Source organism: Streptomyces boninensis (assembly GCF_048572725.1).
Lineage (GTDB): Bacteria > Actinomycetota > Actinomycetes > Streptomycetales > Streptomycetaceae > Streptomyces > Streptomyces boninensis.
Genome location: NZ_CP183837.1, coordinates 6,737,252 through 6,761,280 on the forward strand (window position 1 = coordinate 6,737,252; position 24,029 = coordinate 6,761,280).

15 protein-coding genes are annotated in these 24,029 nt (G+C 73.1%); 11 read left to right on the forward strand and 4 right to left on the reverse strand.

What is annotated here, in order from left to right; genetic code table 11:
- Nucleotides 1-16 precede the first annotated feature (16 nt).
- The 8 genes from ACNNMR_RS30945 to ACNNMR_RS30980 all read left to right on the forward strand — a co-directional run bounded on the left by ACNNMR_RS30945 (nt 17) and on the right by ACNNMR_RS30980 (nt 10,857).
- Entirely contained in the window at nt 17-1,285 is a 1,269-nt protein-coding gene (locus ACNNMR_RS30945) for an MFS transporter (RefSeq protein WP_419997976.1), read from the forward strand.
- Nucleotides 1,286-1,301: 16 nt separating this feature from the next.
- Nucleotides 1,302-2,561 carry an MFS transporter gene (locus ACNNMR_RS30950; RefSeq protein ID WP_419997977.1) on the forward strand — a complete coding sequence of 420 codons (1,260 nt, stop codon included), beginning with the start codon at nt 1,302-1,304 and terminating at the stop codon, nt 2,559-2,561.
- Nucleotides 2,562-2,693: 132 nt separating this feature from the next.
- A complete protein-coding gene (locus tag ACNNMR_RS30955) occupies nt 2,694-3,881 on the forward strand; it encodes a LacI family DNA-binding transcriptional regulator (RefSeq protein WP_419997978.1) in 1,188 nt (395 codons plus the stop codon).
- Between the two features lie 124 nt (nt 3,882-4,005).
- Complete coding sequence (locus tag ACNNMR_RS30960; protein WP_419997979.1) at nt 4,006-5,634, forward strand: FAD-dependent oxidoreductase; 1,629 nt, start codon at nt 4,006-4,008, stop codon at nt 5,632-5,634.
- A gap of 105 nt (nt 5,635-5,739) precedes the next feature.
- Nucleotides 5,740-7,869, forward strand: coding sequence for a hydantoinase/oxoprolinase family protein (locus ACNNMR_RS30965; RefSeq protein ID WP_419997980.1), 2,130 nt, complete (start codon nt 5,740-5,742; stop codon nt 7,867-7,869).
- Nucleotides 7,866-8,525, forward strand: a complete 660-nt coding sequence (locus tag ACNNMR_RS30970) for a hypothetical protein (RefSeq protein ID WP_419997981.1) — start codon at nt 7,866-7,868, stop codon at nt 8,523-8,525. Before ACNNMR_RS30965 ends, ACNNMR_RS30970 begins: the two co-directional genes overlap by 4 nt.
- An 8-nt stretch (nt 8,526-8,533) precedes the next feature.
- Nucleotides 8,534-9,817, forward strand: coding sequence for a TRAP transporter large permease subunit (locus ACNNMR_RS30975; RefSeq protein ID WP_419997982.1), 1,284 nt, complete (start codon nt 8,534-8,536; stop codon nt 9,815-9,817).
- Nucleotides 9,818-9,867: 50 nt separating this feature from the next.
- The gene (locus tag ACNNMR_RS30980) at nt 9,868-10,857 is read left to right on the forward strand and encodes a twin-arginine translocation signal domain-containing protein (RefSeq protein ID WP_419997983.1); all 990 of its coding nucleotides are present in this window, start codon (nt 9,868-9,870) and stop codon (nt 10,855-10,857) included.
- Nucleotides 10,858-10,863: 6 nt separating this feature from the next.
- Here the strand turns inward: ACNNMR_RS30980 and ACNNMR_RS30985 are convergent, their stop codons facing one another.
- From ACNNMR_RS30985 to ACNNMR_RS30995, 3 genes are read right to left on the reverse strand one after another with little or no spacing between them, the layout of a single operon-like run.
- Nucleotides 10,864-17,232: a hypothetical protein gene (locus ACNNMR_RS30985; protein ID WP_419997984.1), complete on the reverse strand. Its 6,369-nt coding sequence runs from the start codon at nt 17,230-17,232 to the stop codon at nt 10,864-10,866.
- 26 nt (nt 17,233-17,258) lie between these two features.
- Nucleotides 17,259-19,334 (reverse strand): CHAT domain-containing protein, encoded by a 2,076-nt coding sequence (locus tag ACNNMR_RS30990; RefSeq protein ID WP_419997985.1) that lies wholly within the window; start codon nt 19,332-19,334, stop codon nt 17,259-17,261.
- Nucleotides 19,331-20,155 carry a hypothetical protein gene (locus ACNNMR_RS30995; RefSeq protein WP_419997986.1) on the reverse strand — a complete coding sequence of 275 codons (825 nt, stop codon included), beginning with the start codon at nt 20,153-20,155 and terminating at the stop codon, nt 19,331-19,333. Before ACNNMR_RS30995 ends, ACNNMR_RS30990 begins: the two co-directional genes overlap by 4 nt.
- A gap of 234 nt (nt 20,156-20,389) precedes the next feature.
- On the opposite strand from ACNNMR_RS30995, the gene ACNNMR_RS31000 reads away from it, so the two are divergent.
- Genes ACNNMR_RS31000 through ACNNMR_RS31010 form a run of 3 tightly spaced genes read left to right on the forward strand, consistent with a single transcriptional unit; the run spans nt 20,390 to nt 22,326 of the window.
- Nucleotides 20,390-21,313 (forward strand): hypothetical protein, encoded by a 924-nt coding sequence (locus tag ACNNMR_RS31000; protein WP_419997987.1) that lies wholly within the window; start codon nt 20,390-20,392, stop codon nt 21,311-21,313.
- A gap of 32 nt (nt 21,314-21,345) precedes the next feature.
- Complete coding sequence (locus tag ACNNMR_RS31005; RefSeq protein WP_419997988.1) at nt 21,346-21,807, forward strand: hypothetical protein; 462 nt, start codon at nt 21,346-21,348, stop codon at nt 21,805-21,807.
- A 39-nt stretch (nt 21,808-21,846) separates the two neighbouring features.
- Nucleotides 21,847-22,326, forward strand: a complete 480-nt coding sequence (locus ACNNMR_RS31010) for a hypothetical protein (RefSeq protein ID WP_419997989.1) — start codon at nt 21,847-21,849, stop codon at nt 22,324-22,326.
- Nucleotides 22,327-22,338: 12 nt separating this feature from the next.
- Here the strand turns inward: ACNNMR_RS31010 and ACNNMR_RS31015 are convergent, their stop codons facing one another.
- The gene (locus ACNNMR_RS31015) at nt 22,339-23,964 is read right to left on the reverse strand and encodes a helix-turn-helix domain-containing protein (protein WP_419997990.1); all 1,626 of its coding nucleotides are present in this window, start codon (nt 23,962-23,964) and stop codon (nt 22,339-22,341) included.
- Between the last annotated feature and the right edge of the window lie 65 nt (nt 23,965-24,029).

Sequence of the window (24,029 nt, forward strand, 5' to 3'; positions counted from 1 at the left end):
CAGCATCGTGACCGGCATGAGGCAACGCATCCGCAGCGAGCCGGCGCCGATGGCCCTTGAGACGGCGCCGCGCGACCCGTGGCGATACCGGTGGGTGGTGCTGGGCGTCGCGACGTTCACGCAGGCGGCGGCCGGGTTCTTCGTGCAGGGCATCGGGTCCATCGGCGTCCAGCTGCAGGAGGGGCTGGGACTGAGCACGGCCGAGCTCGGCCTGCTGGTATCGGCGGCGCAACTGGCGCCGCTGGCCGGGCTGTTGGTGGCCGGCGAGCTCCTCGACCGCTATCACGAGCGCTGGGTGGTCGGCCTCGGCGCGGGTCTGGTCGCCGTATGCCTGGCCGCGGGTGGCCTGGCGCCCGGCTATCCGGTCTTGCTGGCGGTCTTGTTCTTCGCGGGCGTCGGCTACAGCGCCGTGCAGCCGGGCGGCAGCAAGTCGGTGGCGGCGTGGTTCGACACGTCGCGGCGGGGGCTCGCGATGGGCATCAGGCAGGCGGGGCTGCCGCTGGGCGCGGCGCTGGCTTCGGCTGTGCTGCCCTTCCTGGCGGAGGCGTACGGGTGGCGGTCGACGCTGGTGGCGGGCGGGGTGGTGGCGCTGCTGGGGGCGGGGGTCTTCGTGGGCTGCTACCGGCGGCCGCCCGCACTGCCGTCGCCGGAGGCGTACCCTTCGCCTGGCGCGCCACATGCGGCGGCCCCCGCCGCGAGCGGCAGGCTTCGCCTCCTCCGGTCGCCCGCCATGGTGCGGATCATGCTGTCCGGTACGAGCCTGATCGCGACGCAGTACGGCGTGGCCGTGCTGACTGTGCTCTATCTGCACGAGGCGGCCGGCCTGGCCGTCGGCCCGGCGGCGCTCGTCCTGGTCGCGGCTCAAGCGGCGGGCGTGGCAGGCCGCATCACGCTCGCGGCCGTCAGCGACCGCACCGCGTCCGGGCGTTACGTCACCGTCGCCGTCTGCATGGTCGCTGTGATCGCGGGGATGGCGGTGCTGCTGACCCCCGCGGGCCGATCGCCCGCGACCGCGGCCGCGGTCCTGATCTGGCTCGGCTTCTTCGGCTACGGCTGGTACGGCCCCTGGGTCGCCTACGTCGCGGAGTCCGCACCCCCTGGCCGCACCGGCTTCGCCCTCGGCCTGGCAATGGCGGTCAACCAGGTCGCGATCATCCTCGTACCGCCGCTGCTGGGCCTGCTCAAGGACACCACGGGCACCTTCGCACCGGCCTGGGGCCTGCTGATCGCCATGACCGCAATCGCCCTGCTGACCACGGCCCGCCCAGCCGCGATACGCCCCTGATCCCGACTGGAGCCGCATGCCCCACCGCACCCACCTCCTCCCACCCACCGGCCCCCAACGTGTGCTAGCCGCCTCCAACTTCGTCTACACCCTCGGCAGCGGCCTCTATCTCACCGCCGGCGTCCTGTACTTCACCCAGGCCGTCCACCTCCCCGCCACCCAGGTCGGCCTCGGTCTGGCCATCGCCGGCGGCATCTCACTCGCGCTCGGCATCGGCGTCGGACACCTCGCCGACCGACGCGGCGCCCGCGGCGTCTACGCGGCCACGCTCATCGCGCAGGCCCTCGCCACCGCCGCCTTCGTGCTGGCGGACAGCTTCTGGCCCTTCCTGGTCGTGGTCGTGGCGGCGACCGGCGCGAAGGCGGCGGGGATTGCCGCGCGATCGCCGCTGATCAGGCATTACGGGGGTGACCGGCCACAGCAATTCCGGGGCTATCTGCGGGCGGTGACCAATGTCGGGGTCTCCGTCGGCGCGGTGCTGGCCGGGTGGGCGGTGCAGGTGGGCAGCGTGAGCGCGTACCAACTCCTCGTCGTGGGGATGACGGCCGGCTGCGCGGGCTCGGCGGCCGTGCTCGTCCTCCTGCCCCCGGTGCCACCCGTCCCAACCCAAGGCGGGCGCCGTTGGATCGCCCTGCGCGACCGCCCGTACCTCCTCCTGACCATGCTCGACGGGATCATGGCGATCCAGTACAAGGTGCTCACGGTGGCCATCCCGCTGTGGCTGGTCCAGGACACGGCCGCCTCGCGGTGGCTGATCTCCGGCACCATGCTCGCCAGCACAGTGATCGTCGTCGCCTTCCAGGTCAGGGCGGGCCGTAACGTCGACTCCCCGGCGGCGGGCGGCCGCGCCTACCGCCGGGCCGGGGTCGCCTTCCTCGCCTCCTGCTCGCTGATCTCGCTGGCGGCGGGCGTCCCGGCATGGGCGGCGGCGACGCTGCTGCTCACCGGGGCGGTGGTGCATACGGTCGGCGAGCTGTGGCATGCCGCGGCGGGCTTCGAGGTGTCGTTCGCGCTGGCGCCGGGCCATGCCACCGGCCAGTACCTGGGAGTCTTCGGCCTCGGTGCGGGCCTCGCCGAGGCGGTCGGCCCGGCGCTGCTGATCTCGCTGTGCATCAGCTGGGGCCGTCCCGGCTGGTACGTCGTGGGCGCACTCTTCGCGCTTACGGGCCTGGCCGCCCCGTGGGCAGTGCGCCGGGCGCCGATACCGGCCACCGAGGCCGCGACCGCTCCCGCTCCCACCACGAAAACGGTGGCCACGAGGGCCCCCGGATATTAGTCGAATATTAGTCACTCCGACTCTCTTGACCGTGCTCCCAGCCCGGCGGCAGAGTTCTCGCTAATCCGCATTAGTCATGGACGGCACCACCCGGCTCAGCGACTAATGCGCATTAGCAAGAGGGGCTGACGGATGGCTGAAAAGGGACCGGTGCAGGCCCGCCGCGGGCGGCCGCGGCAGGCGGAGGTCGCGCGCCTGGCCGGGGTGTCGCAGACGACGGTGTCGCTGGTGCTCGGAGGAAACAAGCAAGGCATCGCCCTGCACGAGGACACCCGGCGACGGGTGCTCGACGCCGCACGCGAGCTCGGCTACGTACCGGATCCGGCCGCCCGCCGGCTGGCCGCCGCCCGCAACAACCTGCTCGGCGTCTTCAGCTTCACGGCCACCTTCCCCACCGCCGTGGAGCACTCGTACTACCCGATCCTGGTCGGCGTCGAGCAGGAGGCCGCCGCCCGCGGCTACGACCTCGTCCTCTTCACCGGCTCCAGCTCAGGCGGCGCCCAGGCGGATGCCCCGCGGGCCCTGGAGCGGGTCCGGCTGGCGGACGGCTGCCTCTTCATAGGCCGCCACATACCGGAGGCAGACCTCCGCAGACTCGTCGACCACGGCTACCCGGCGGTCCACATCGGCCGCCGCGACGAGCTGGAGGGCCTGGCCTGGGTCGGCGCGGACTACGTGGCCGCGAGCGCGGAGGTGGTCCGCCACCTGGCGGGCCTCGGCCACCGCAAGATCGTCCTGGTCCGCGAGGACGATGACGCTCCCGCGTCGAGCGACCGAGAGCAGGGCTTCCGCGCGGGCCTGGCGGCGGCGGGCCTGCCCGGCGGCGGCGAGATGCCTCGGCGCGGCGGCGGCGAGATGCCCCGGCGCGGCGGCGACGAGACGCGCCTGCGCGGCGGTGCCGCGAGGGCGGGCTCAGTAGCGGCGAGCTCCGCAGCCGCAGCGGCGGTCACCCGCACCGCCGACCCCGCCACCGACATCACCGCCGACTGGCTGCGCGCCCGCCGCGCCGAGGGCGTCACCGCCTTCGTCGCCGAGGAGACCGACACCGGCGCCGCCTGGCGCGCCCTGCTCGCCGCCACGGAGGCCGCCGGCCTGGAGGCCCCCCGCGACCTCTCCCTGGCTCTCCTCGGCTCCCCGCCCGCCGACCTCGCTGCCCGCCCCGTACCCACCGGCTTCGACATCCCCCGCGCCGAACTGGGCGCCGCCGCCGTCCGCATGCTGGCCGCCGAACTGGCCGGCAAGGAAGCCGCAGAGTCACTGGTCGCCTGCACCTTCCGCACGGGAGTGACAGCGGGCCCACCCCCGACACCCACCGGCTGACCCACCGCCCAGGCTCCCCACCCGGCCACCCGATCCCGCCCCTGACCCCTGAACCCACCCGACTCACTCACCGCAGACCCGGCCGGCAGGCCGAATCGCACCAACCCGCAAGGAGCTCACCCCAATGCCCACCCCCATAACCACCCCCACCGAGACCGACGTCCTCATCGTGGGCGGCGGCCTCGGCGGCGTGGCCGCCGCCCTCGCTGCCTGCCGGGCCGGATGCCGGGTCGTCCTCACCGAGGAGACCGACTGGCTCGGGGGCCAGCTCACGTCGCAAGCCGTGCCGCCGGACGAGCACCCGTGGGTGGAGCAGTTCGGCACCACCGCCTCCTACCGCGCCCTGCGCGAGGGCATCCGCGAGCGCTACCGCCGCACGTACCCCTTCCGCGCCGAAGCCCTCGACCTCCCGCAGCTCAACCCGGGCGCCGGCCGCGTCAGCAAGCTCTGCCACGAGCCGCGCGTCGCACTCGCCGTCATCGAGGAGATGCTCGCCCCGCACCGCAGCGCGGGCCGCCTCACCGTCCTCACCGACCACCGCCCCACAGCCGCCGACACCGAAGGCGACTTCGTACGGGCCGTCACCCTCGAAGACGTCCGCGACGGCGACCGCCACACCATCTCGGCCACCTACGTCATCGACGCCACCGAGACCGGCGAGCTCCTCGAGCTCGCCGGCGTGGAGTACGGCCTCGGCGCCGAAGCCCAGAGCGAGTTCGACGAGCCGCACGCGCCCCAGACCGCCGACCCGCTCAACCAGCAGGGCATCACGGTCTGCTTCGCCCTCTCGCACCACGAGGACGAGGACCACACCATCGACCGCCCCGCCGACTACGGCTTCTGGCGCGAGTACAAGCCCGACTTCTGGCCGGGCCCGCTCCTCGGCTTCCTCGCCCCCGACCCGCGCTCCCTCGCGCCCGTCCCGCGCACCTTCGAGCCGAACCCGACCGTCGACCCGCTCGACGTCAACGCCGACCAGAGCGCCGACGCGGGCGACAAGGAGCTGTGGGGCTTCCGCCGCATCCTCGCCCGCAAGCTCCACCGCCCGGGCGCCTTCGACTCCGACATCACCCTCGTCAACTGGCCGCTCAACGACTACTGGCTGAAGCCCCTCATCGGCGCCGGCGAGGAGACCTCGAAGCAGGCGCTCGCCGAGGCGCGGCAGCTCTCCCTCTCCGTCCTGTACTGGCTGCAGACCGAGGCCCCCCGCCCCGACGGCGGCACCGGCTTCCCGGGCCTGCGCCTCCGCCCGGACGTGATGGGCACCGCCGACGGCCTCGCCAAGGCGGCGTACGTCCGAGAGGCCCGCCGCATCAAGGCGGTCACCACCGTCACCGAGCACGACGTCGCCATCGACCTCGTCGGCCCGCACGGCGGCACCAAGCACCGCGACTCGGTCGGCGTCGGCGGCTACCGCATCGACCTGCACCCCTCCACCGGCGGCGACAACTACATCGACATCGGCTCGGTCCCGTACGAGATCCCGCTCGGCGCCCTCGTCCCCCGCCGCGTCCGCAACCTCCTCCCGGCCGGCAAGAACATCGGCACCACCCACATCACCAACGGCTGCTACCGCCTGCACCCCTCCGAGTGGAACGCCGGCGAAGCCGCGGGCGCGCTCGCCGCGCACTGCCTGGACGAGGGCGTGCAGCCGCACCAGGTGCAGGAGGAGGACAAGCGCTTCGAGGAGTTCGCCCGCGTACTCGACCGCTCGGGCGTGCAGCGCCACTGGCCGGACGTCCGCGGTTACTAGCACGAGAGCAAGACCCGGGCGGGACGGTCGCACCCGCCCCGCCCGGCGCACCACCCCCGCGTCACCCGCTCTGACTTGCGTACGACACAAGGAGGTGTCCCCATCATGACCCCACCCCGCATCCGCGTCGGCATCGACGTGGGCGGTACCTTCACCGACGCCGTGGCGGTCGACTCCGCGACCCTGGAGATCGTCGGCCAGGTGAAGGTGCCCACCAGCCACCACCACGAGGACGGCGTCGCGCACGGCATCGTCGAGGCGCTCGACCGGCTGCTGAAGGAGACCGGCCGGGCGGCCGAGGATGTCGCGTTCCTGGCGCACGGCACCACCCAGGCCACGAACGCCCTCCTCGAAGGCGATGTCGCGCCCGTCGGGCTGCTGGGCATCGGCACCGGCCCCGGCGCCGTACCCACCCGCAAGCTCGCGGGACTCGCGAACCTGGAGCTCACCCCGGGCAAGCGGCTGCCGCTGCACTACGCGCACATCGCCGAGCCGGACAACGCACCGGCGGTGCGCTCGGCCGTGGAGCAGGTGCGGGCGCAGGGGGCGGAGGTGCTGGTCGCCAGCGAGCCGTTCAGCGTGGATGCGCCCGAGGGGGAGGAGGCGGTGCTCGCGACCGCCGAGGACTTCGGGCTGCCGATGACCGCCGCGCACCAGATCACCTCGCTGTACGGGCTGCGCAAGCGGACGCGCACCGCGGTCGTCAACGCGGCCATCCTGCCGAAGATGCTGGCCACCGCCGATCTCGTGGACTCGTCCATCGCGTCCGCCGGCGTCACCTCGCCGCTGATGGTGATGCGCTGCGACGGCGGCGTCATGTCGCTGGACGAGATGCGGCGGCGGCCGCTGCTCACGGTCCTTTCCGGACCGGCGGCCGGGGTCGCGGGGGCGCTGATGCAGGAGCGGGTCAGCGAGGGGGTCTTCCTGGAGACCGGTGGCACGTCGACCGACATCAGCGTGATCCGGCGCGGCAAGGTCGCCGTCCGGCACGCCACGATTCTCGGCAAGTCGTCTTATCTCTCGGCGCTGGACGTGCGCACGGTAGGCGTCGGCGGCGGCTCCATGGTCCGTATCGACGGCGGCAAGGTCATCGCCGCCGGGCCGCGCAGCGCGCACATCGCGGGCCTGCCGTACGCGTGCTTCGCACCGGCGGCCGACCTCGCGGACGCAAAGCTGGCGAGCGTCAGCCCGCTCGCCGGCGACCCCCAGGACTACGCGGTCATCGACGCCGCCGGCGGCCGCTACGCGGTCACGATGACCTGCGCCGCAAACGCCCTCGGCCGCGTCCCGGAGGGCGACTTCGCCGCCTGCGACCCGGAGTCGGCGCGGCTGGCGCTGGAGCCCCTCGCCGCGGCGCTCGGCACGGATGTCGCGGGGGCCGCGACGCAGGTGCTCGATGCGGGGGTGCGCGAGGTGCGTAAGACGGTGGACGCGATGATTCGCGACTATCGGCTCGACGAGGACGCGGCGGTGTTGGTCGGGGGCGGCGGTGGCGCCGCGTCGGTGACTCCGCACCTGGCGGTGGTGTCCGGGCTCACCGGGCGGATCGCGGCCAATGCCGAGGTGATCAGCCCGATCGGGGTTGCGCTCGCGCTGGTCCGGGAGCAGATCGAGCGGATCATTCCGGGGGCCACGCAGGAGCAGATTCTCGGCGTACGGAATGACGCGGAGGCGGCTGTGGTCGAGCAGGGCGCGGCGCCCGGTGCGGTCGAGGTCGAGGTCACGGTCGATCCGCAGACGAATACGGTGCGCGCGATCGCCACGGGGGCGACGGAGTTGCGTACCCAGGACCGGGCGCACCGCACGGACGACGCGGAGCGCCTGACGGCGGCCGCCGCGAGCCTGAAGTCCCCGGAGTCGTCGGTCTCGGTGCTGGCGTCGACGCCGGCGCACACCGTCTACGGGGCGGAGCGGCGGCGCCGCTTCCGCAAGCCGCAGCACCCGGTGCGAGTCCTCGACGCGGACGGCGTCGTACGGCTGCACGCGTCGGACGCGCGAGTGGAGACGACGACGGTAGGCGCGGCGCCGGAGCTGCTGTCGGAGCTGGTGCGCCAGTCCACGTCGTACGGCGACGGCGGCGTACGCGCGCCGGCACTGCGCCTGCTGCTGGGCTCCCGGATCGCGGACCTGTCCGGCGTCCTGGAGGCAGAGCCGCTGCTGGCTTTGGCCCGGAGCGAGCTGCGCTCGCGGGCGGCGGATGAGCCGGTGGTGGCTGTGGTGGAGGTACGGGCATGAGGGCCGTCGCTCGTACGCGCACGGGGAGCCTGGGCAGGCTCAGCGCTGAGCAGCGGGAGGCGCTGCGCGCGGAGTGCGGGAGCCTGGCGGCGCTGGATGATGTCGAGTTCGGCGTACGGCTGCTGGCCAACACTCCGACGCATGAGGGCCGGGATCCGGCCGTGCTGCGGCGCTGGGCTTCCGCGGCGACGGAGTTCGGCGCCGAAGCCCTCCGTCCGGAAGTGGCAGCGAGTGCACGCGACGGAGTCGCGATCCGTGAGCTCACCGGCGGTCTCGACCCCGACCAGCTCCTCCTCGCCCGCTTCCGCTCCCGCCCCACCCCCACCGTCGAGCTCTTCACCGACACCCTCGCCCTCGCCGACGAGCTCGTCGAACTCCTCGGCTGGCAGGCCTGGTTCCCGCCGGGCAGCACCCGGCAGGCGGCCATCGTGCACGAGGAAGCACACGAGCGGCTGCACCACGACAAGGCGCTGCGTGCGGCGCTGAAGCAGCGAGTCGGGCATCGGGTGCTGCGCGGCCGGCTGGCCGCCTACGTCGCCGGGGCCGATGAGCTCGCCGCGCACGCCGCCGCCCAGCAGGCCCTCGGCCTGCAACGTTCGCCACTCCTCCTCACCGCCGCGCTCGCCCGCGCCGCCGAGATAGTAAGAGAGAACTGAGGCCCGCCATGGGAATCGTCATACTCCTGCTCATGCTGGCCGGGGTCGGGCTGATCCTCGCCCGCAAGCTGCCGACGGCGTTTGCGCTGGTGCTGATCGGCCTCGCCATCGCGGTCGTCACGGGCGCCCCGTTCAAGGGCAAGAACAGCATCATCGACACCGTGCTCCAGGAGGGCTCGGTGATGCTCGCGGCCACCATGCTCGCCGTGCTGATGGGCTCGTGGCTGGGGAAGCTGCTCGAAGAGACCGGGATCGCCGGGACGCTCGTCCGTAAGATCGTCGAATTCGGCGGTGACCGGCCGACGATCGTCGCGCTCGGTGTCCTTGCCGTCTCCGCGCTCGTCGGCACCGTCACCGGCTCCGCGCCCGCCGCCATGCTCGCCGGCATCATCGGGATCCCCGCGATGATCGCGGTCGGCGTGCCGAAGGTGACCGCGGCCGGGACGATCCTGATGGGCATCGCGGTCGGGGTGCCGTTCGAGCTGCCGGTGTGGCAGTTCTTCTCCACCGCGCTCGACCTGCCGATCGACACCGTCAAGAGCTTCATGCTGAAGCTGTTCCCCTTCGCACTCGTCGCCGGCGTCGCGTACGTCCTCATCGAGACCCGCCGCAAGGGCGTTGAGCACGCCTGGTCGCTGTCGGCCGCCGCCAGGCCCAAGACCCCCAGCAAGCGGCAGCGGCTCGGCGACGCGCCCTGGTACTCGCTCTTCGCCCCCGCCATTCCGCTGATCCTCGCGCTCGGCTTCGAGCTGGCGATCATCCCGTCGATGCTGGCGGGCGTGCTCTACGCGCTCGTCACCACGACCAGGCCGCGCGCGATGAACAAGCGGATGCTGCGCACGCTTTACGCCTCCTTCGAGGTCGCGGCCGCACCCATCGTGCTCTTCATCGCGATCGGCATCCTGCTCGCCGCGGTCCAGCTGCCCGACTCCGTCAAGGCGCTCGAACCGCTCGTGAAGGGCATCGCCCCGCAGAACCCGATCGTCTTCGTCGTGGTCTTCACCCTGCTCGCCCCGCTGTGCCTCTACCGCGGGCCGCTGAACATCTACGGGCTGGGTGCCGGAATCGCCGGCGTGCTCATCGCCGCCGGCATCTACCCGGCCGTCGCGGTGCTCGGCATGACCACCTCGTACAACCAGGTCTTCGGCGTCGCCGACCCGACCAGCACCCAGACCGTGTGGGCGGCGCAGTACTCAGGCGTCAGCCCGCAGCAGGTCATGATCCGCACCATGCCGTACGTGTGGTGCGTCTGCCTCGGCGGCATGTGCGTGACGGCCGCGCAGTACCTGTAATCCACCACCCCACACCGCACATCCCACACCCCATAAGGAGCCGCAACCTCATGGAGTTCAACCGACGTGCCTTCCTGCGCACCGCCACCGCCGGCGGCGCCGCGCTCACCCTCGGCGGCCTCGGCACCCGGCAGGCGCTCGCCGCGCCCGGCGGATTCCCGGACTACACGTACGTACGCACCCTGCTGACCCCGGAAAACCTCAAGTACAACCCCACCGGCGAGATCATCTTCCCGTCCATACGGGGGGTCTACGACAAGCTCGCCAACCCGCTCGGCCGCTACTACCTCTACTACGGGCCGCACGACGCGCCCGGCGGCATCTGCCTCGCCTACGGGGACAGCCTGGAGGGGCCGTTCACGGAGTACCCGCACAATCCGATCGTCAAGAACAAGTGGGCGCCGCACTACGACGTCAGCCATGTCGCCTCGCCGCATGTGATGTGGCATGAGGGCAAGAAGGAGCTGTGGATGTACTTTCACGGCGAGAACACCACGACCCGGCTGGCCCGCTCCAAGGACGGCATCCACTTCACGTACGACAAGACGGTGCTGACGACGGCGATGCTGCCGGACAACGTCACCGAGGCGTCGTACGCCCGGGTCTTCCCGCACGAGCTGCGCAGCCGCGGCGCGCACTACGTCATGGTCTTCATGCGCAACCACACCTCGAACAACCGGGACATCGGTTGGGGCTGGTCGAAGGACGGCCGCAACTGGACCTTCGCCCAGGAGTCGCTGATCAAGCACTCCGACGTGGGCGCGGTGAACATCTCCGGCGGGCACCTGCTCTCCCGCAACGGCACCACCTACGTCGTCTACCACACCGACAAGGAGAGCGGCGGCAACATCCTCATCACCGAGGTCGGCAACGACTTCAGCAAGCGCAAGCACCTCGGCGTCTTCTACGACTCGGGCAGCGCCGCCCCGGAGAACGGCCGCGCCGCGGCGCCGGTCTTCGGCACCGACGGCGGCGTCCCGTACATGATCTACGAGGCCGGCGAGCGCCTCGGCGGATCGATCGCGCTGGCCCGCGGCTGACCAGCCTCAACTGCCCAGGGCCAGCAGCAGCTGCCTGGCCGCCTCCGCGTCCCGCTCCTCCGTCGCCCCCGGCGCCGGGGGAGTGGTGGTGCGGCGGCCCTTCGGGCGCAGGGCGTTGACCTCGGCGACCGCGCGTCCGGCGACGCGGCGGGCGGCGTAGCCGTCCGGGTCGGCGGCGAAGGCCAGGGCGGCCGCGGCGAGGACGGCGGGGACCTGGCGGCTGCCGGTGTCCCGGCCGGCGAGGAGGCGGTCGCGCAGGAGGCGCAGGTCGCCGGGGAACGGCAGCAGTTCGGGCAGGCGTTTGCCGCCGAACTGCGGATAGCCGGGCCCGACCAGTGCCTCCGTCACCTGCTCGGGTGCGCCGTCCTCGTCGGTTCCCAGGTCCACCGCCGGCTGCCCGGCCGCCGCCAGCGTCGCCCTGCACACCCGCAGCCGGATCGCGGGCGGCGGGTGGGCGGCCGTTTCGTCGTCGTCGGTGCCCGCGTCCTCCGGCGGTTCGAGCGCCGTCAGTACGTCCCCGAGCACCTGCGGATACGCGACCCCGCACGCCAGCGTCGCGCACACGTCGGCGAAGACCTCGCCGAGCCAGCCCTGCCAGCGCGGCAGTTCGGCCGCGGGCAGGCCGCAGCCGGCCAGCCGGGCCGTGATCTCGTCGGTGAGGCCGAAGTCGTCCTCTATGTGGTGGCCCACCTCGTGCGCCACCGTCAGCAGGGCGGGCAGGTGGGAGGCGTAGTACCAGGGGATGTCGATCACCGGGAACGGCAGGTTGCGGGCCGCCCGCGCGCCCTCCCCGGTGTGGATGCCGCCGCGCGGCAGCAGCTCCCGGTACTGGTCGCCGCGCCGGTGCGCGCGGGGCGCCGCGGTGCGGCTGAAGGACACCAGCGGCGGCTCCTTCGCGGGCGGCAGCCCGGGACGGCCGGCCGCCGCGGCCCCGGCCGCCTCCAGCGACGGCCGGTAGCAGGCCCACGCCAGCTCGTCGGCGGCGGCCAGGAAGTCGCGGGACTCCGGCAGCCGGCGCAGCGCGAACTTGCCGCGGAAGTAGTCCCACACGTGGTGCAGGTCGAGCACCAGCGGCAGCTCCTGGCTCTCCCGGGCCCGGTCGAGGCCGGAGCCGAGCATCCGGGTCACCGCCAGCAGCTGGCTGTGGTGCTTCTCCAGGACCGCGTCCTTGCCCACCGACAGCCCTACCCAGGTGTCGAGTTCGCGGTTCAGCCCGTCCGTCACATTGCGGAAGCCGGCCTGCCGGACGGTGGTGCGCACCGGCGTCACCGGCGTGACCGGCGGCGGGCCCTTCGGCCGGTGCAGCAGCGAGGACGCGGCCGCGTACAGGGCGGTCGCGCGGCGGGCGTCGTCGTCGTCCGTAAAGGCGGTGGTGCCGGAGCCGCGGGCGGTGGCGCGCAGCCTGCGGGTCGCGTCGGCCACGGTCGCGTGCCCGTCGAGGTCGGCGTAGAAGCCGAGCAGATACTCCAGGCCGCCCTCGGGGAACAGGCCCGTGCACACCACGGCCGCGCAGCCGCCGTGGCTGAAGAGGTGCGCGGCGAACAGATTGCGCAGCGTCAGCTGCACCGTCGTATCCACCTCGGAGCCGGGGTACGGCGGGTCGAGGACGACGACGGGGGTGCGGCCGGGCGCGAAGTCGGCGAGCCAGCGGGAGAGATGCAGCGGGAAGAGGTCGGAGCCGCGCGCCTTCCCGGCCAGCCGGCGGGCGTGCCCGGCGGGCGCGAACTCCAGGTACGGCATCCCGCCGCGCTGCCGCAGCGGCGCCGACAGGTGCAGCACGTCCAGGCCTTCGGGGGGCGGGCCGAGCTGCGCGGCCAGGTCGGCGTCCGGCTCGAAGGTCAGCAGCCGCGCCGGATAGCCGCCCAGCGAGGGGCGCCGGCCGCGCAGCCAGTACGCCAGCGGGGCCGCGCCGCCGGAGGCGGGGTCGTCGTGCTTGGTGGACACCACCAGCACCCGGTGCCGGCCCGGGTCGTGCGGCTGCAGCCGCTGCAGCTCGCGCCGGGTCTCGGGCGCGACGAGCGGCCAGCCGGCCGTCAGCGCCCCCGGCTGCAGCCGGTCGAGGGCCTGCCGGGTCTCCGGGCCCACGATGCCGTCGACGTCGAGGTTCAGCCGGTACAGCCGGTTCAGCCGATGCTGCAGCCAGCACACGTCGACCTGCCGGGCGGCACCCGGCAGCGTCCGGTACAGGACCGGCTGCTCGTCCTTGCCCGCCAGGTCGAGCGCCGGCTGCAGCGTCATCTCCCACGGCAGCGCGTGCGCCTCCGGATCCTCGGAGTCCAGGCGTACGTACCGGGGCCGGCGCAGCGCGGGCCCCGCCAACTCGGCGCGCAGCGACTGCTGTCCGGCATGCCAGTCGGCGAGCTTGGCGGGGCGCGGCGGGGCGGCGTCGTCGACCGGGTCGATGCCGGGCTGCCGGTGCAGCTGCAGCGCCTGCTCGCCGGGCCAGTCCACGAACAGCCGCTGGCCGTCCGCGTCGGGGCCGTCGAAAGCCGGCCGCTGCAGCTGCCGCAGCAGCTCCGCCACCCGCTCGGCGACGCCGGGAACCTGCACCCGGCGGGCGACGTCCAGCAGCGTCACGGGCACGCTGTGCCGCACCACGCCGCCGGACTCGGCCAGTTGAATGGCCCGCAGCAGCGCCTGCTCGGCCGCCTGCGGGCGCGGGTTCACGCCCGCGTCCAGCACCAGCGCGGCCAGCGCGAGCCGCACGTGCGGGGGCCGCGGGGCACCGCCGGCCGCCTGCGGCGGCTGCGTCCACGGCACCTCGGCCAGCCACGTGCAGGCGAGCCCTGGATGGCCGAGCCGGGCGGCGGTGCGGGCGCAGCGCCAGACGGTCAGACGGTTGCCGGCGGCACCGTCGATCAGGATGCGGGCGGCGCGGTCCACCCCGGCCGCGTCGGCGTGGCCGCGCACCTGCGCGATCAGCAGCTGCGCGAGGGCGTCGTCGGGGCCGTACGCACCGGGGTCGGGGACGCAGGCGCCGAAGTACGGCTCCAGGTCGGCCCAGTCCACCCGGCCCTGCAGCGCCGGGTTGTCCGCCAGGTCGCGCAGGGTGGCGAGGCGGGCCTGCACCGGCTGGATGCCGCCGAGGGCGCCCGTCAGCTCCCGTACCGCGTCCGGGTGCGCGGCCGGGGAGTCGTCGGCGGCGATGCGGCAGAGTGCGTGCAGCGGCCGTACGAGACCGGGCAGCGTCTCGTACGGGAGCGGCGGCGCCTGGCCGGAGCGCGGGACGCCCGACCTGACCGCCCACTCCTGGATGAGCAGCTGCAGCCGCAGCGCGAACTCCGGCTCCTGGCCGGGGGCTTCGTGCGGTTCGAGGACCCGGCGGGCGGCCGGCAGGTCCTGGCTGTCGCGCAGCAGGAAGCGGGCGTACAGGTAGTGGCTCTCCGGCTCGCCCGCCAGATAGCCCAGCTCCGTCCACAGCCCGGTGGCCCGGGTGAAGCAGTCGTCGGCGGCGCCGATGTCCTGCAGTTCGCCGAGGGCGACGCCGCGCAGCTGGGCGGTGAGCGCCAGCTGCCGGTAGCGCTGGGCGCCGTGCAGCCGCTCGGCGACCGCGTCGGCGCGCTGCAGCGCGGCGAGCGCCTCGGCCTCCCGGCCCAGCTGCAGCTGCGCCTTGGCCTGCAGCCGGGCGAGCGCGGCCTGGTCGGCGGGCGGGGTGGGGGAGACGGCGTCGAGGATCGCGAGCGCCTCGGCGGGGCGGCGGCAGCGCAGCAGCAGCCCGGCCTGCTGGGCGACGGCCGGGAAGACCGGCAGCCCGGCGGTGGCGCGCAACCCGGCGGCCAGCGCGTACAGCTCCGTCGCCTGGTCGACCTCGCCGAGCAGCCGGTGCTCGCCCGCGCCGGTGGCGGCCGCGGTGGCGGCGATGTCCGGGCGGTTCACGGTACGGGCGAAGGCCACGACCTCCTGATACGCCTGCGCGGCGGCCGCGGAGTGCAGCAGCCGCAGCGACGCGGCCCGGATGCTCAGCCCCCACAGCCGCTCCAGCTCGGGCAGCTCGCGGTCGGCGAGCACCTTGCGCTCGATCCGCAGCACCGCCTCGCCGGGCGATCCGTACAGCGCCTGCAGGGTGGCGCGCAGCACCTCTTCCCGTACGGCATAGGTGCGCTCGGTGACGCCGGCCTGCTTGAACAGGTCGTCGGCCTTGGCGAGGCACAGCTCGACGTCGGACCACATGTGGTCGTGCGCCGCCGACGGCACCCCGTCGGCCATGCCCTCGCGGAACAGCGCGTAGCCGAGGTTCAGCTGCGCCTCGGCCATCAGCTCGTACGTGATCAGGGTGGCGCCGCCGGGGGTCCGCCGCGGGCTGTCCCGCTCCACGTACTCGTCGCCCAGGATCTCCTCGGCGAGCCCGCGCAGCCCCTGGGTGTCGCCGGCCGCCCAGGCGTGCTCCAGCTCCTCCCGCCAGCGCCGCGGCGCCTGGGGGTCGCGCATCTGGAAGCGGTGGTAGAGCGCCTCGCGCAGGAAGCGGATGCGGCGCTCCGGCTGGGTGGTCTCCGCGGCCAGCCGCTCGAACTGCACGGCGAAGTCCCGGTGCAGCCGCGCGAAGACCGACAGGTCGGAGATGAGGTCGCGCATCGGCTGCAGCACGGCGCTGTGGAAGACGACGGACCGCTCGTCCTCGGTGACCTCGGTGATCCATGAGGAGGTGGCGGCGTAGTCGAGGAGCTTGCGCCAGGCGGTCTCCAGCTGTTCGGTGCTGGGCGGGTCGATGGCGGGGAACACGTCCTCCTGGCCGCGGAGATGGTGCGCGTCGTGCTCCGGGCTGTCGTCGGCGGTGACCTGCTCCAGGTGCGGGCGCAGGATGGACTCCACGTGCTCCTGGCGCAGCCGGCGCGGGATCACGCCGTACCGCAGCAGCCAGCGCACCACCGGGTCCTCGATGCGGCGGACCACCCGGTTGACCAGATAGCTGAGCAGCGGGGTGCGCAGGGTGCGCAGCTCCTCGGGGGAGACGTCCGGGTTCTGGTCCACGTCGTCGGCGAAGAGCGCCAGGTGGAAGGGCATGCCCGCGCTGCGCTCGATGACGACGCGCAGCAGTTCGGGGTCGCTGATGGAGCGGATCTCGCGCAGATAGCGGCGCGCCTCCGCCTCGCTGAACGGCAGCACCGGCACGTCCCGGTACGGGCCCAGCGCGGCGAACGCGGCGTCGTGCCGGCCGCCCGCCAGCGGCGCCCGGCCCGCGACGATCAGCCGGATCGCCGGGCAGCGTTCGAGGACCTCGCCGAGCAGCCGCAGCAGCCCGTCCGCGTGCGAGGGGCTGCGCAGCAGCACCTCCTCCATCGTGTCGACGACGACGAGGACGGGCAGGTCGGCGGCGAAGGACTGGTTGAAGCGGCTGATGAACGCCTCCACCACCTCGTCGCGGATGCGCTGCTCGTGCTGGGTGCGGATGCCGCGGGCGGCCTCGGCGGCGGCCGGGGAGCTGGGGTCGGAGAGCAGCGATCGGTAGGCGGCGTATTCGTCGAGGCCGGTGAACGCGCGGGCGGGCAGCCGCAGTTCCAGCTGGTCGGCGAGTTCGAGGAGCAGCAGCCACGGCCAGCGGGCGCCGTTCAGCGGATCGACGTGGTCGAAGTCGATGCGGGCGCAGGTGACGTCCAGGTCCGGGGTGACCAGCCGGCGGGCGACCAGCCAGCGCAGCTGCATGGTCTTCCCGGACCCGGCCGGGCCGTGCATCTGCCACACCCGTGGCCCGGGCCCGTACAAAAGCTCCTTCGCGCGCCCCCACAGCCCGTCCGGCTCCAGGAACTGCGCGGAGCGGGCGTAGTCCGGCGCCCAGTGGGTGCGGGCGCGCAGATAGCCGGCCCGGGTCTCGGCCCGGCGGAGCAGGGTGCGCTTGGCGAGGGGGGCCCGGTCCGGGTCGGCGAGTACGAGGATGAGGTCCTGGCAGCGGCCGAAGTCCCGGCGGGCGTCGCCGGCCGCGAACTGCCGCTCGAAGTAGGCGCCCGCGGCCTCCGGGTCGGCGAGGATCAGATGCCGCAGCCGCTCGGCCGGGCGGCCGCGGGCATGCCAGTGCTCGCTCAGCCGCCGCTCCAGGCCGACGAGCCGGTCCGGGAGCCCGGTGCCGCCCTTCTCGCCCAGCCAGGACAGGAAGTACGCGAGCCGGTGCGCGTCCGGGACCTGGAGCAGGCCGCGGGGGAGCTCCACCACCGCCTGCGCCTTGATCAGCTCGGACAGCGCCGGGGGCCGGTCGCCGGCGAACTCCGCGATGACCGAGCGGTACGTCTTGGCGTCGAAGTAGCGCGCCACCGACGCGGCCTGCAGCGCCGCCGTCCAGTGGTCGGGCAGCAGCTGGCGGCGGATGTCGTCGAGGGCCTCGCCGCGGTTGAGCTTCGCGGTCAGCTCCGCCGCCGCCTGGGCCAGCGCTTTGGGGTCGGGCATGCGCGCTCCTGGTACGCGTCAGGGCGCTACTGCGAGGCGAGCAGCAGCTCCAGCATCATCTTGAAGAGGGTGATCCGGAAGGGCCCTTCGCGGTTGCGGCGGGCCGCCAGCGCGACGCCCTCGAACGCCTCGTACGGCAGCTCCCGCAGCGCGGGCTTCTCCTGGATGGTGCGCTCCCAGAACTCCCGGGTCAGCCGCAGGTATTCGTGCGGCGGGAAGTCGCCGAGCACGACGGGGCTGACCGGCATCACGTCCTGCAGATGCCGGAACCCCCGCCAGCTCTGCGACGCCACCAGCAGCATCCGTACCGGATACTCCTCCGGCGGCTCCGGCACCTTGCGGACCGGGTCGAACAGCAGCGGCTTCAGCACCCCGCCGACATCCGAATCGATGATCCACTCGGCGTGGTCGAGGGCCAGCAGATGCGGCCGCTGCCGGGCGGCGGCCCGGTTCTTCAGCGTGCTCAGGAACTCCTGGAAGATCGCCTTGTGCCGGTCGTCGGCGCGGCCCTCCTCCACGTCGAAGCGGTAGTTCTGGTCGGCGTCGGACACCTCCAGGCCGCGGCTGAACTCGGGCCCGCCCCTGGTGGCCCGGTTCAGCATCTGGTGGAAGCGGGCGAAGTCGGCGTCGGTCATCGGATCGGGCTGCCGCGGGTCGGTGCACGCCTTGCACAGGGCGCGCAGCACCGCCAGCCAGTCGAGGGTCATGTGGTCGTCCGCGTCGCCGCGCCCGGCGTGAGCGGCGAGGTCGCAGTACGTGACGTCCTCGCCGAGCAGCATGCAGGTGAGCAGGCACCACTTGGCCTGCCAGGTCTTCCCGGAGCCCGCCTGCTCCGAGGTGATCGCCAGCAGCCGCTCGCCGGTGCCCGCCTCCGGGCTGTCCCCCTCGCACAGGTGCCACCAGCCGGTGCGCCGCTCCTTGGCCCGGCCCAGGAACATGGGCAGTTCGTCGAACGGCCACTGCCGGTTCCGGCTGGACAGCTCCGGCTCCGCATGCCCCCAGATCTGCCGGGTCACCGCGTCCGGGTCGGGCACCGCGCACTTCAGTACGGGCAGCGCCCAGGAGGAGCGGGCCGGGTCGGTGAGGTAGAGATGCTTGCGTACCTCGGTGACGACCTTGTCTATCGGCCTGGCGCGGGACAGATTCCGGTAGAGCTCGTACGAGAACTCGACGGCCGCCGGCGATTCGATGTCCCCCTGCATGGCGACGACCGCGCCCGCGCCCTGGTCGAGGCAGGCGGTGACGAGGCTGCCGAAGTCGGCCGAGGGGGCCCCGGTCTGCCGGCAGACGTTGAACAGCACCAGCCGCGGCGCCCGGCCGTCGCTGAGGAGGATCTCCAGGGCGTCCCGGTCCAGGGTCCACTGGCCCTTCGGCGGGCCGCCCCACTGCGGGCGGCCGTTGCCGTCCCCGTTCTTGGCCCCGTTCTCGGGCTCCAGGTTGAAGTCGATGCCGGGGCCGTCGCCCTCGACGGCGCGCATGCCGTGGCCGATGAAGTGGAGTATGTGCGGCCTCACGGCTATGAGTTCGGCGCGCAGGTCGGTGGAGCTTGGTCCGTTGACCACCTCGGTGTGGATCCGGCCGGGCAGCCGGGCCAGCGCCGCGCCGATCTTGGCGAGTTCCTGGTCGGCGAGGAGCGTGTGGTCGGCGGGGTTGCAGACGACCAGCAGGGCCCGCAGCGGTCCCTTCTCCGCCGAGACCTGGTTGCCTGTCGCGCGCCCGCGGCGCAGCAGCACCCGCCCGTTGCGCCACAGCGCGTGCTGCCCTTCGTCGTGCATCAGCTCCCAGGGGAGCGTGTCGAGCACCGGGTCCTGGATGTCGACCATCACCCGGAGCAGGTTCTCGGGCGTGGCGGCGGCGACCAGTGCCCGCCAGCTGTCGTCCGGCGCGCCGCCGAACACCGCGTCGTACAGCCGCCGTCCGACGGCCCGCCGCTGCCCGCTGTCCGCCTCCGGCTCCAGCGCCCGGTGGAACTCGGCGGCGCCGGCGCCCGCCGGATCCTGCGCGACCGCGGCGAGCTCGGCGCCCAGCGGCCAGTCGACGGTACGGTCGCCGTTCTGCAGGCTCACTTGGGTCGCGGTGATGGTGACGACGACGTCGGTCATGCCTCCTCCGCGGCCTCCGGGGGCGGCTGCTCGCCGCCGTCCACCTGCTCGACCACGGCCCCCGGATCCTCCCGCGCCTCCTCGAGCAGCAGCTGCGGTACGGGCTCCGCCGCCGCGCCGCGGCCGGGCTGGGGCGTCCCGTACTCGGCCTTGAAGCCGCGCCACCAGCGCTTACGGATCCGCAGCACCTTGTAGACCGGGGTCACGTCGGTGCCGCTCCAGTTCAGCCCGAGGTGGCTGGCCCGGCTGAAGGCGACGCTGCCGGCGAGGTCGATCAGCCGCAGCGGCCCGCCGCCGCCCGCGGTCATCCGCAACTCGGCGGCGGCTCCCGCCTGCTGGGAGGTGATGGCGGTCCCGGCCCGCGCCTGGATCACATCCGTGACGACGAGCAGCCCGGGATCCCACTCCCCGCGCCAGATCCGCCGGATCAGCCCGTCGGCGAGCCCGGCGACATCCGGCAGCCCGTGCTGCTCAAGACCCGAGTAGACGACGAGGGCGCTGCGCTCGTTCTTGAACTCCACCAGCGCGCCCGCCTCCGCGAGCTGCAGCGTGTCGATGCCGGGCAGCGCGCTCCCCGCTGCCTTGAAGCGCACGGACACCGAACCCCCGGCGTCGTACGTGACATCGCCCGGCGCCCCGCCGGTCGCCGCCGCGACCGCGATGCCCCACTTGCCGAGGTCGCCGGCCGTCGCCGCCCCCTTGCTGTGCAGCTTGCGCACCTCGCCGACGCTCACCGTCTGCGACGGCGGCCAGGCCAGCCACCACCCGGCGAAGACATCCCGCAGCGCTGCCCGGTACGCCTCGTAAGCTCCGTCGCTCATGGCAGCTCCCCCCGCTCGCCGTGACCGGTACACGGAGCGTAATTCCACAAGCGGGCCCGCGACGTGGGCCGTTAGGGCCAAAGGGCATCGGCTGTCGCGCCGCCCCGCGGCTGGTCGCAGCGGTTCCGCCGGGCCCGGATCTTTCGGGCTCGGCCGGAACAGCTCACGGTGCATCACCCCACCCTGCTTGGCTTGGTCAACATCACGAGGCCATGAAGTACGGGGGAAGGCCTGATGCACAGGACCATCGCACGGCTGGGGACGGTGACCGCCGCCCTGGCCGCCCTGTCCGCCTGCGGCGCACCGCAGGCGGACAGGGCACCGCAGGACCGGATGACGGCCGGGGCAGCCGGGCTCGATCGGCTCACGGACGCAGAGGAAGCCAGGCTCGCCTGGGCCGAGCAGCTGCTCATGCAGCGGTGCATGAAGCGCGAGGGCCTGAAGTACTGGCCGGGGCGGCCGGCGGATCCGGACGAGCTCAAGAACACCACGTTGTTCCTCGACGACGTGCGCTGGGCCCGGGAGCACGGCTACGGCAGCGAATTCGAGCGCAAGGCGGACCGGGAGCGGAGGAAGGACCCGAACTCCGCCTACCTGGCCGGGCTTTCGAAGCGCGAGCACACCCGCTGGGACCGGGCCTTCTTCGGCGGCGGGAACGGCCGCACCGTCAGCGTGACGCTGCCCTCGGGCGGCCGGGCGGGCGTCAGCCTCGACGGCTGCGTCGCACAGGCGCGGGACACCCTGTACGGGGATCTCGCGCAATGGTTCCGAGCGAGCAAGACCGCCGAGAATCTCGCGCCCCTGTACGCCAAGGACCTCAAGAATGACCCGCGGTTCAAGGGCGCGGTGCGCACCTGGTCCCGTTGCATGCGCGGCAAGGGGCACGACTACGCCACCCCCGCCGCAATCCGTAACCGGCTTCCGGAGCTGACCGAACGACTGGCTCCGGATCGCGCACACGACGCAGAGGTACGGCTCGCCGTAGCCGAAGCGCAGTGCGCCCGCTCCAGCGGCCTCGGGGACACCGCGCGCCGGCTGGAGCAGGAATACCGCGACAAGACCATCGGCACCCGCTACCGGGACGAGGTCGACACCCATCTGCGGCTTCAGCACCGGGCGCTCACGAAGGCCCGGGCGGTGACCAAAGGGCGCGGCTGAGCAACCGAACCAACCAGGGGGAGAGAAACACCATGCGCAAGTCACTCGCGGCCGCCGCCACGGCCGCCGTCCTGAGCCTCGGGGCCTTCGCCCCTTCGGCCGTCGCGGAGCCTGCGGCTCCCGCGGACGCGCAGTGCGACGAGGCCTACCGGAAGGCCGACGCCGGCTATGTGGAGGCGTACAAGAGCTACTTCTGCAATCACTACATCGGCAGGGACAAGGACAACGACCGCAACTGGAGCTCGCGGACCGACAACCTGGCGTCCTCGCTGATCAACAAGGGCGTGGGGCAGTACAGCAAGGTGAAGTTCTACCAGCTGCCGGGGAACGCGAACACGCCCGGACGCGGCGGCACGGCCTGTCTGTCGCAGGGCGAGAAGTATGCGGACAAGCTCGGCGACAACTACCTCTCGAACGGCAGGACGGCCAACAACACCATCAGCGCCCACCGCTGGATCAAGAACACCGACAGGTGCGGCGCCTACCTGACCTGACGCGGCTGAGCAACCGAACCAACTACGGGGAGAAACATCATGCGCAAGTCACTCGCGGCCGCCGCCACGGCCGCCGTCCTGAGCCTCGGGGCCTTCGCCCCTTCGGCCGTCGCGGAGCCTGCGGCTCCCGCGGACGACGCGGGCGCGCGGAGCGCGAACTGCGACCGGCTCTACCCACTGATCCCGTCCGGATACGTCTACGCGTTCAAGAACTGGAACTGCGGGACCTTCATCGGCCGGGACAAGGACAACGACCGCAACTGGAGCTCGAAGTCCGACAACAAGGCGTCCTCGCTCGTCAACAGGGGGGTCGGCTCGTACAGCAAGGTGAAGTTCTACCAGCTGCCGGGGAACTCGGACCTACCCGGGCGCGGCGGCACGGCCTGCCTGTCGCAGGGCGAAAAGTACGCCGACAACCTCATCGACAACAAGCTCTCCAACGGCAGGAAGGCCAACGACACCATCAGCGCCCACCGCTGGATCAAGAACACCGACAGGTGCGGCGCCTACCTGACCTGACCCGCCGCGCGGTCACCCGCGGTACTCGATCAGCACCGGCTCCCCTCCGACGCTGATCGGGTCGCCGGGCCGGGCGCGTGCCGTGCTGCCGTCCAGGTGACGCAGCCGGTACGCGCCCGCGGCCGGTGACACCTCGGCCCGGCCGCGGGTGGACCAGTCGACGGTGAAGGGCTTGCCGTCCCGCTCGAAGGTGCAGGAGTGCACGCCCGGCGGCAGATCCAGGCGCGGGCCCTGTCCGCAGGAGCTGATCCGGGCGCCGGCCAGCCATCCGGTCAGCCGGCCGACGGCCTTGCCCGGCTCGGCCGGGGGGCCGCCGACGGCCTGCACGATGATCGGGATATGGGTGCTGCCCCAGTTGTAGAAGTACATCCGGCGCACGCCGTGTTTCCTGCTGTAGAGCCCGGCCAGATAGAAGCGGGCGGCGTAGTCGCGGGCGCGGCGGGCGTCGAGGCGGGGCACCGAGTTGATGTCCCACTCCGGGCCCGTGTTCCAGAGTTCGACGTCGTTGACGTTCTCGTCGTGGAGGAGGTTCCGCATGTTCCGGGAGAGCTCGATGATGTCCTCGGGCGGGCCGTTCCCCTTGCGCGGCGGCATCTTCAGGGCGGCGGCGTGACACCATTCGTACGCGCCCGTCCCGGCGAACTCCCGCAGCAGCTCCCGGCCCTCGCGGCTCCACAGCGACCCGAACGACGGGCAGGCGATCCGCGCCTCCGGGGCAATGCGGCGGATGATCTTCGCGGCCCGCTCGACCATCTCGCCGAGCGACTTCATGCTCCCCGCGTACATCAGCGGATGGCTCGGGTAGTCCCACAGCTCGTACGACTCGATGCGGTCGCGATAGCGGGTGGCCACCTCTTTTACGAAGCGTTCCCACACCTTCAGGTCGTCGGGCGGCGAGGCGGAGGAGTCGGCGAAGCCGGACTTCTTGCCGTCGGGGGCCGCCCACCAGGGGGTGCCGCCGAAGGTGAACAGGACCGGCAGCCGGTCCCGTTCCGCGCCTTCCACCAGCCGGTCCAGGGTCTGCCAGCGGTACTTGTTCGGCTTCGGCTCGATGTTGCCCCAGCGCGTCTCGCTGTTCCACAGGCGCGCGGAGCCGGTGCGGAAGCCGGGCATCAGGCCGGTGTCGCTATTGATCGTCATGCCGAAGAACTCGGGGGATATGCGGCGCGGGGACTCGTGCCAGTCCGGTCCCTCCGGGCGCTGCTCGGCGGCGGGCGGGCGGCCTTCAGGGGCGCTGGGGCTGTCGTCGTACGCGAGGGCGCCGCCGCCCGCGGTGAGGACGAGGACGGTCAGCAGCGCCGCGGGCCGGACCCAGCGGCGGCGCCACCACGGCGGCCGGGGGGACGGCTCGTGCCCGCGCTGCACCATGTCGGCGGCCGGCCGCGGCGGCTCGTCCGGCTCCGTATCGCCGGCCGTCGCCCGGCACCAGGCGCGGTAGAGCCGGTCGAGCTCGGCCGGGCTCGCGCCGCTGACCCGTGCCACTTGCTCGATCACGCCGAACGTCGGCGGCACGGTGGTGCCTTGGCAGTAGCGGTGCAGGGTGGATCTGCTCAGGCCGGTGCGATGGGCCAGTGCCGCATAGCTGCGTCCGCTGCGCAGCCTCAGCTCCTCCAGCAGTTCCGCCAGTTCGGCCGCCATCGCACCCCTGTCTCCTCGCGTACGGGACGTCCCACGCTCGCGGAAAGCCGCAGCTGGAACCCGTA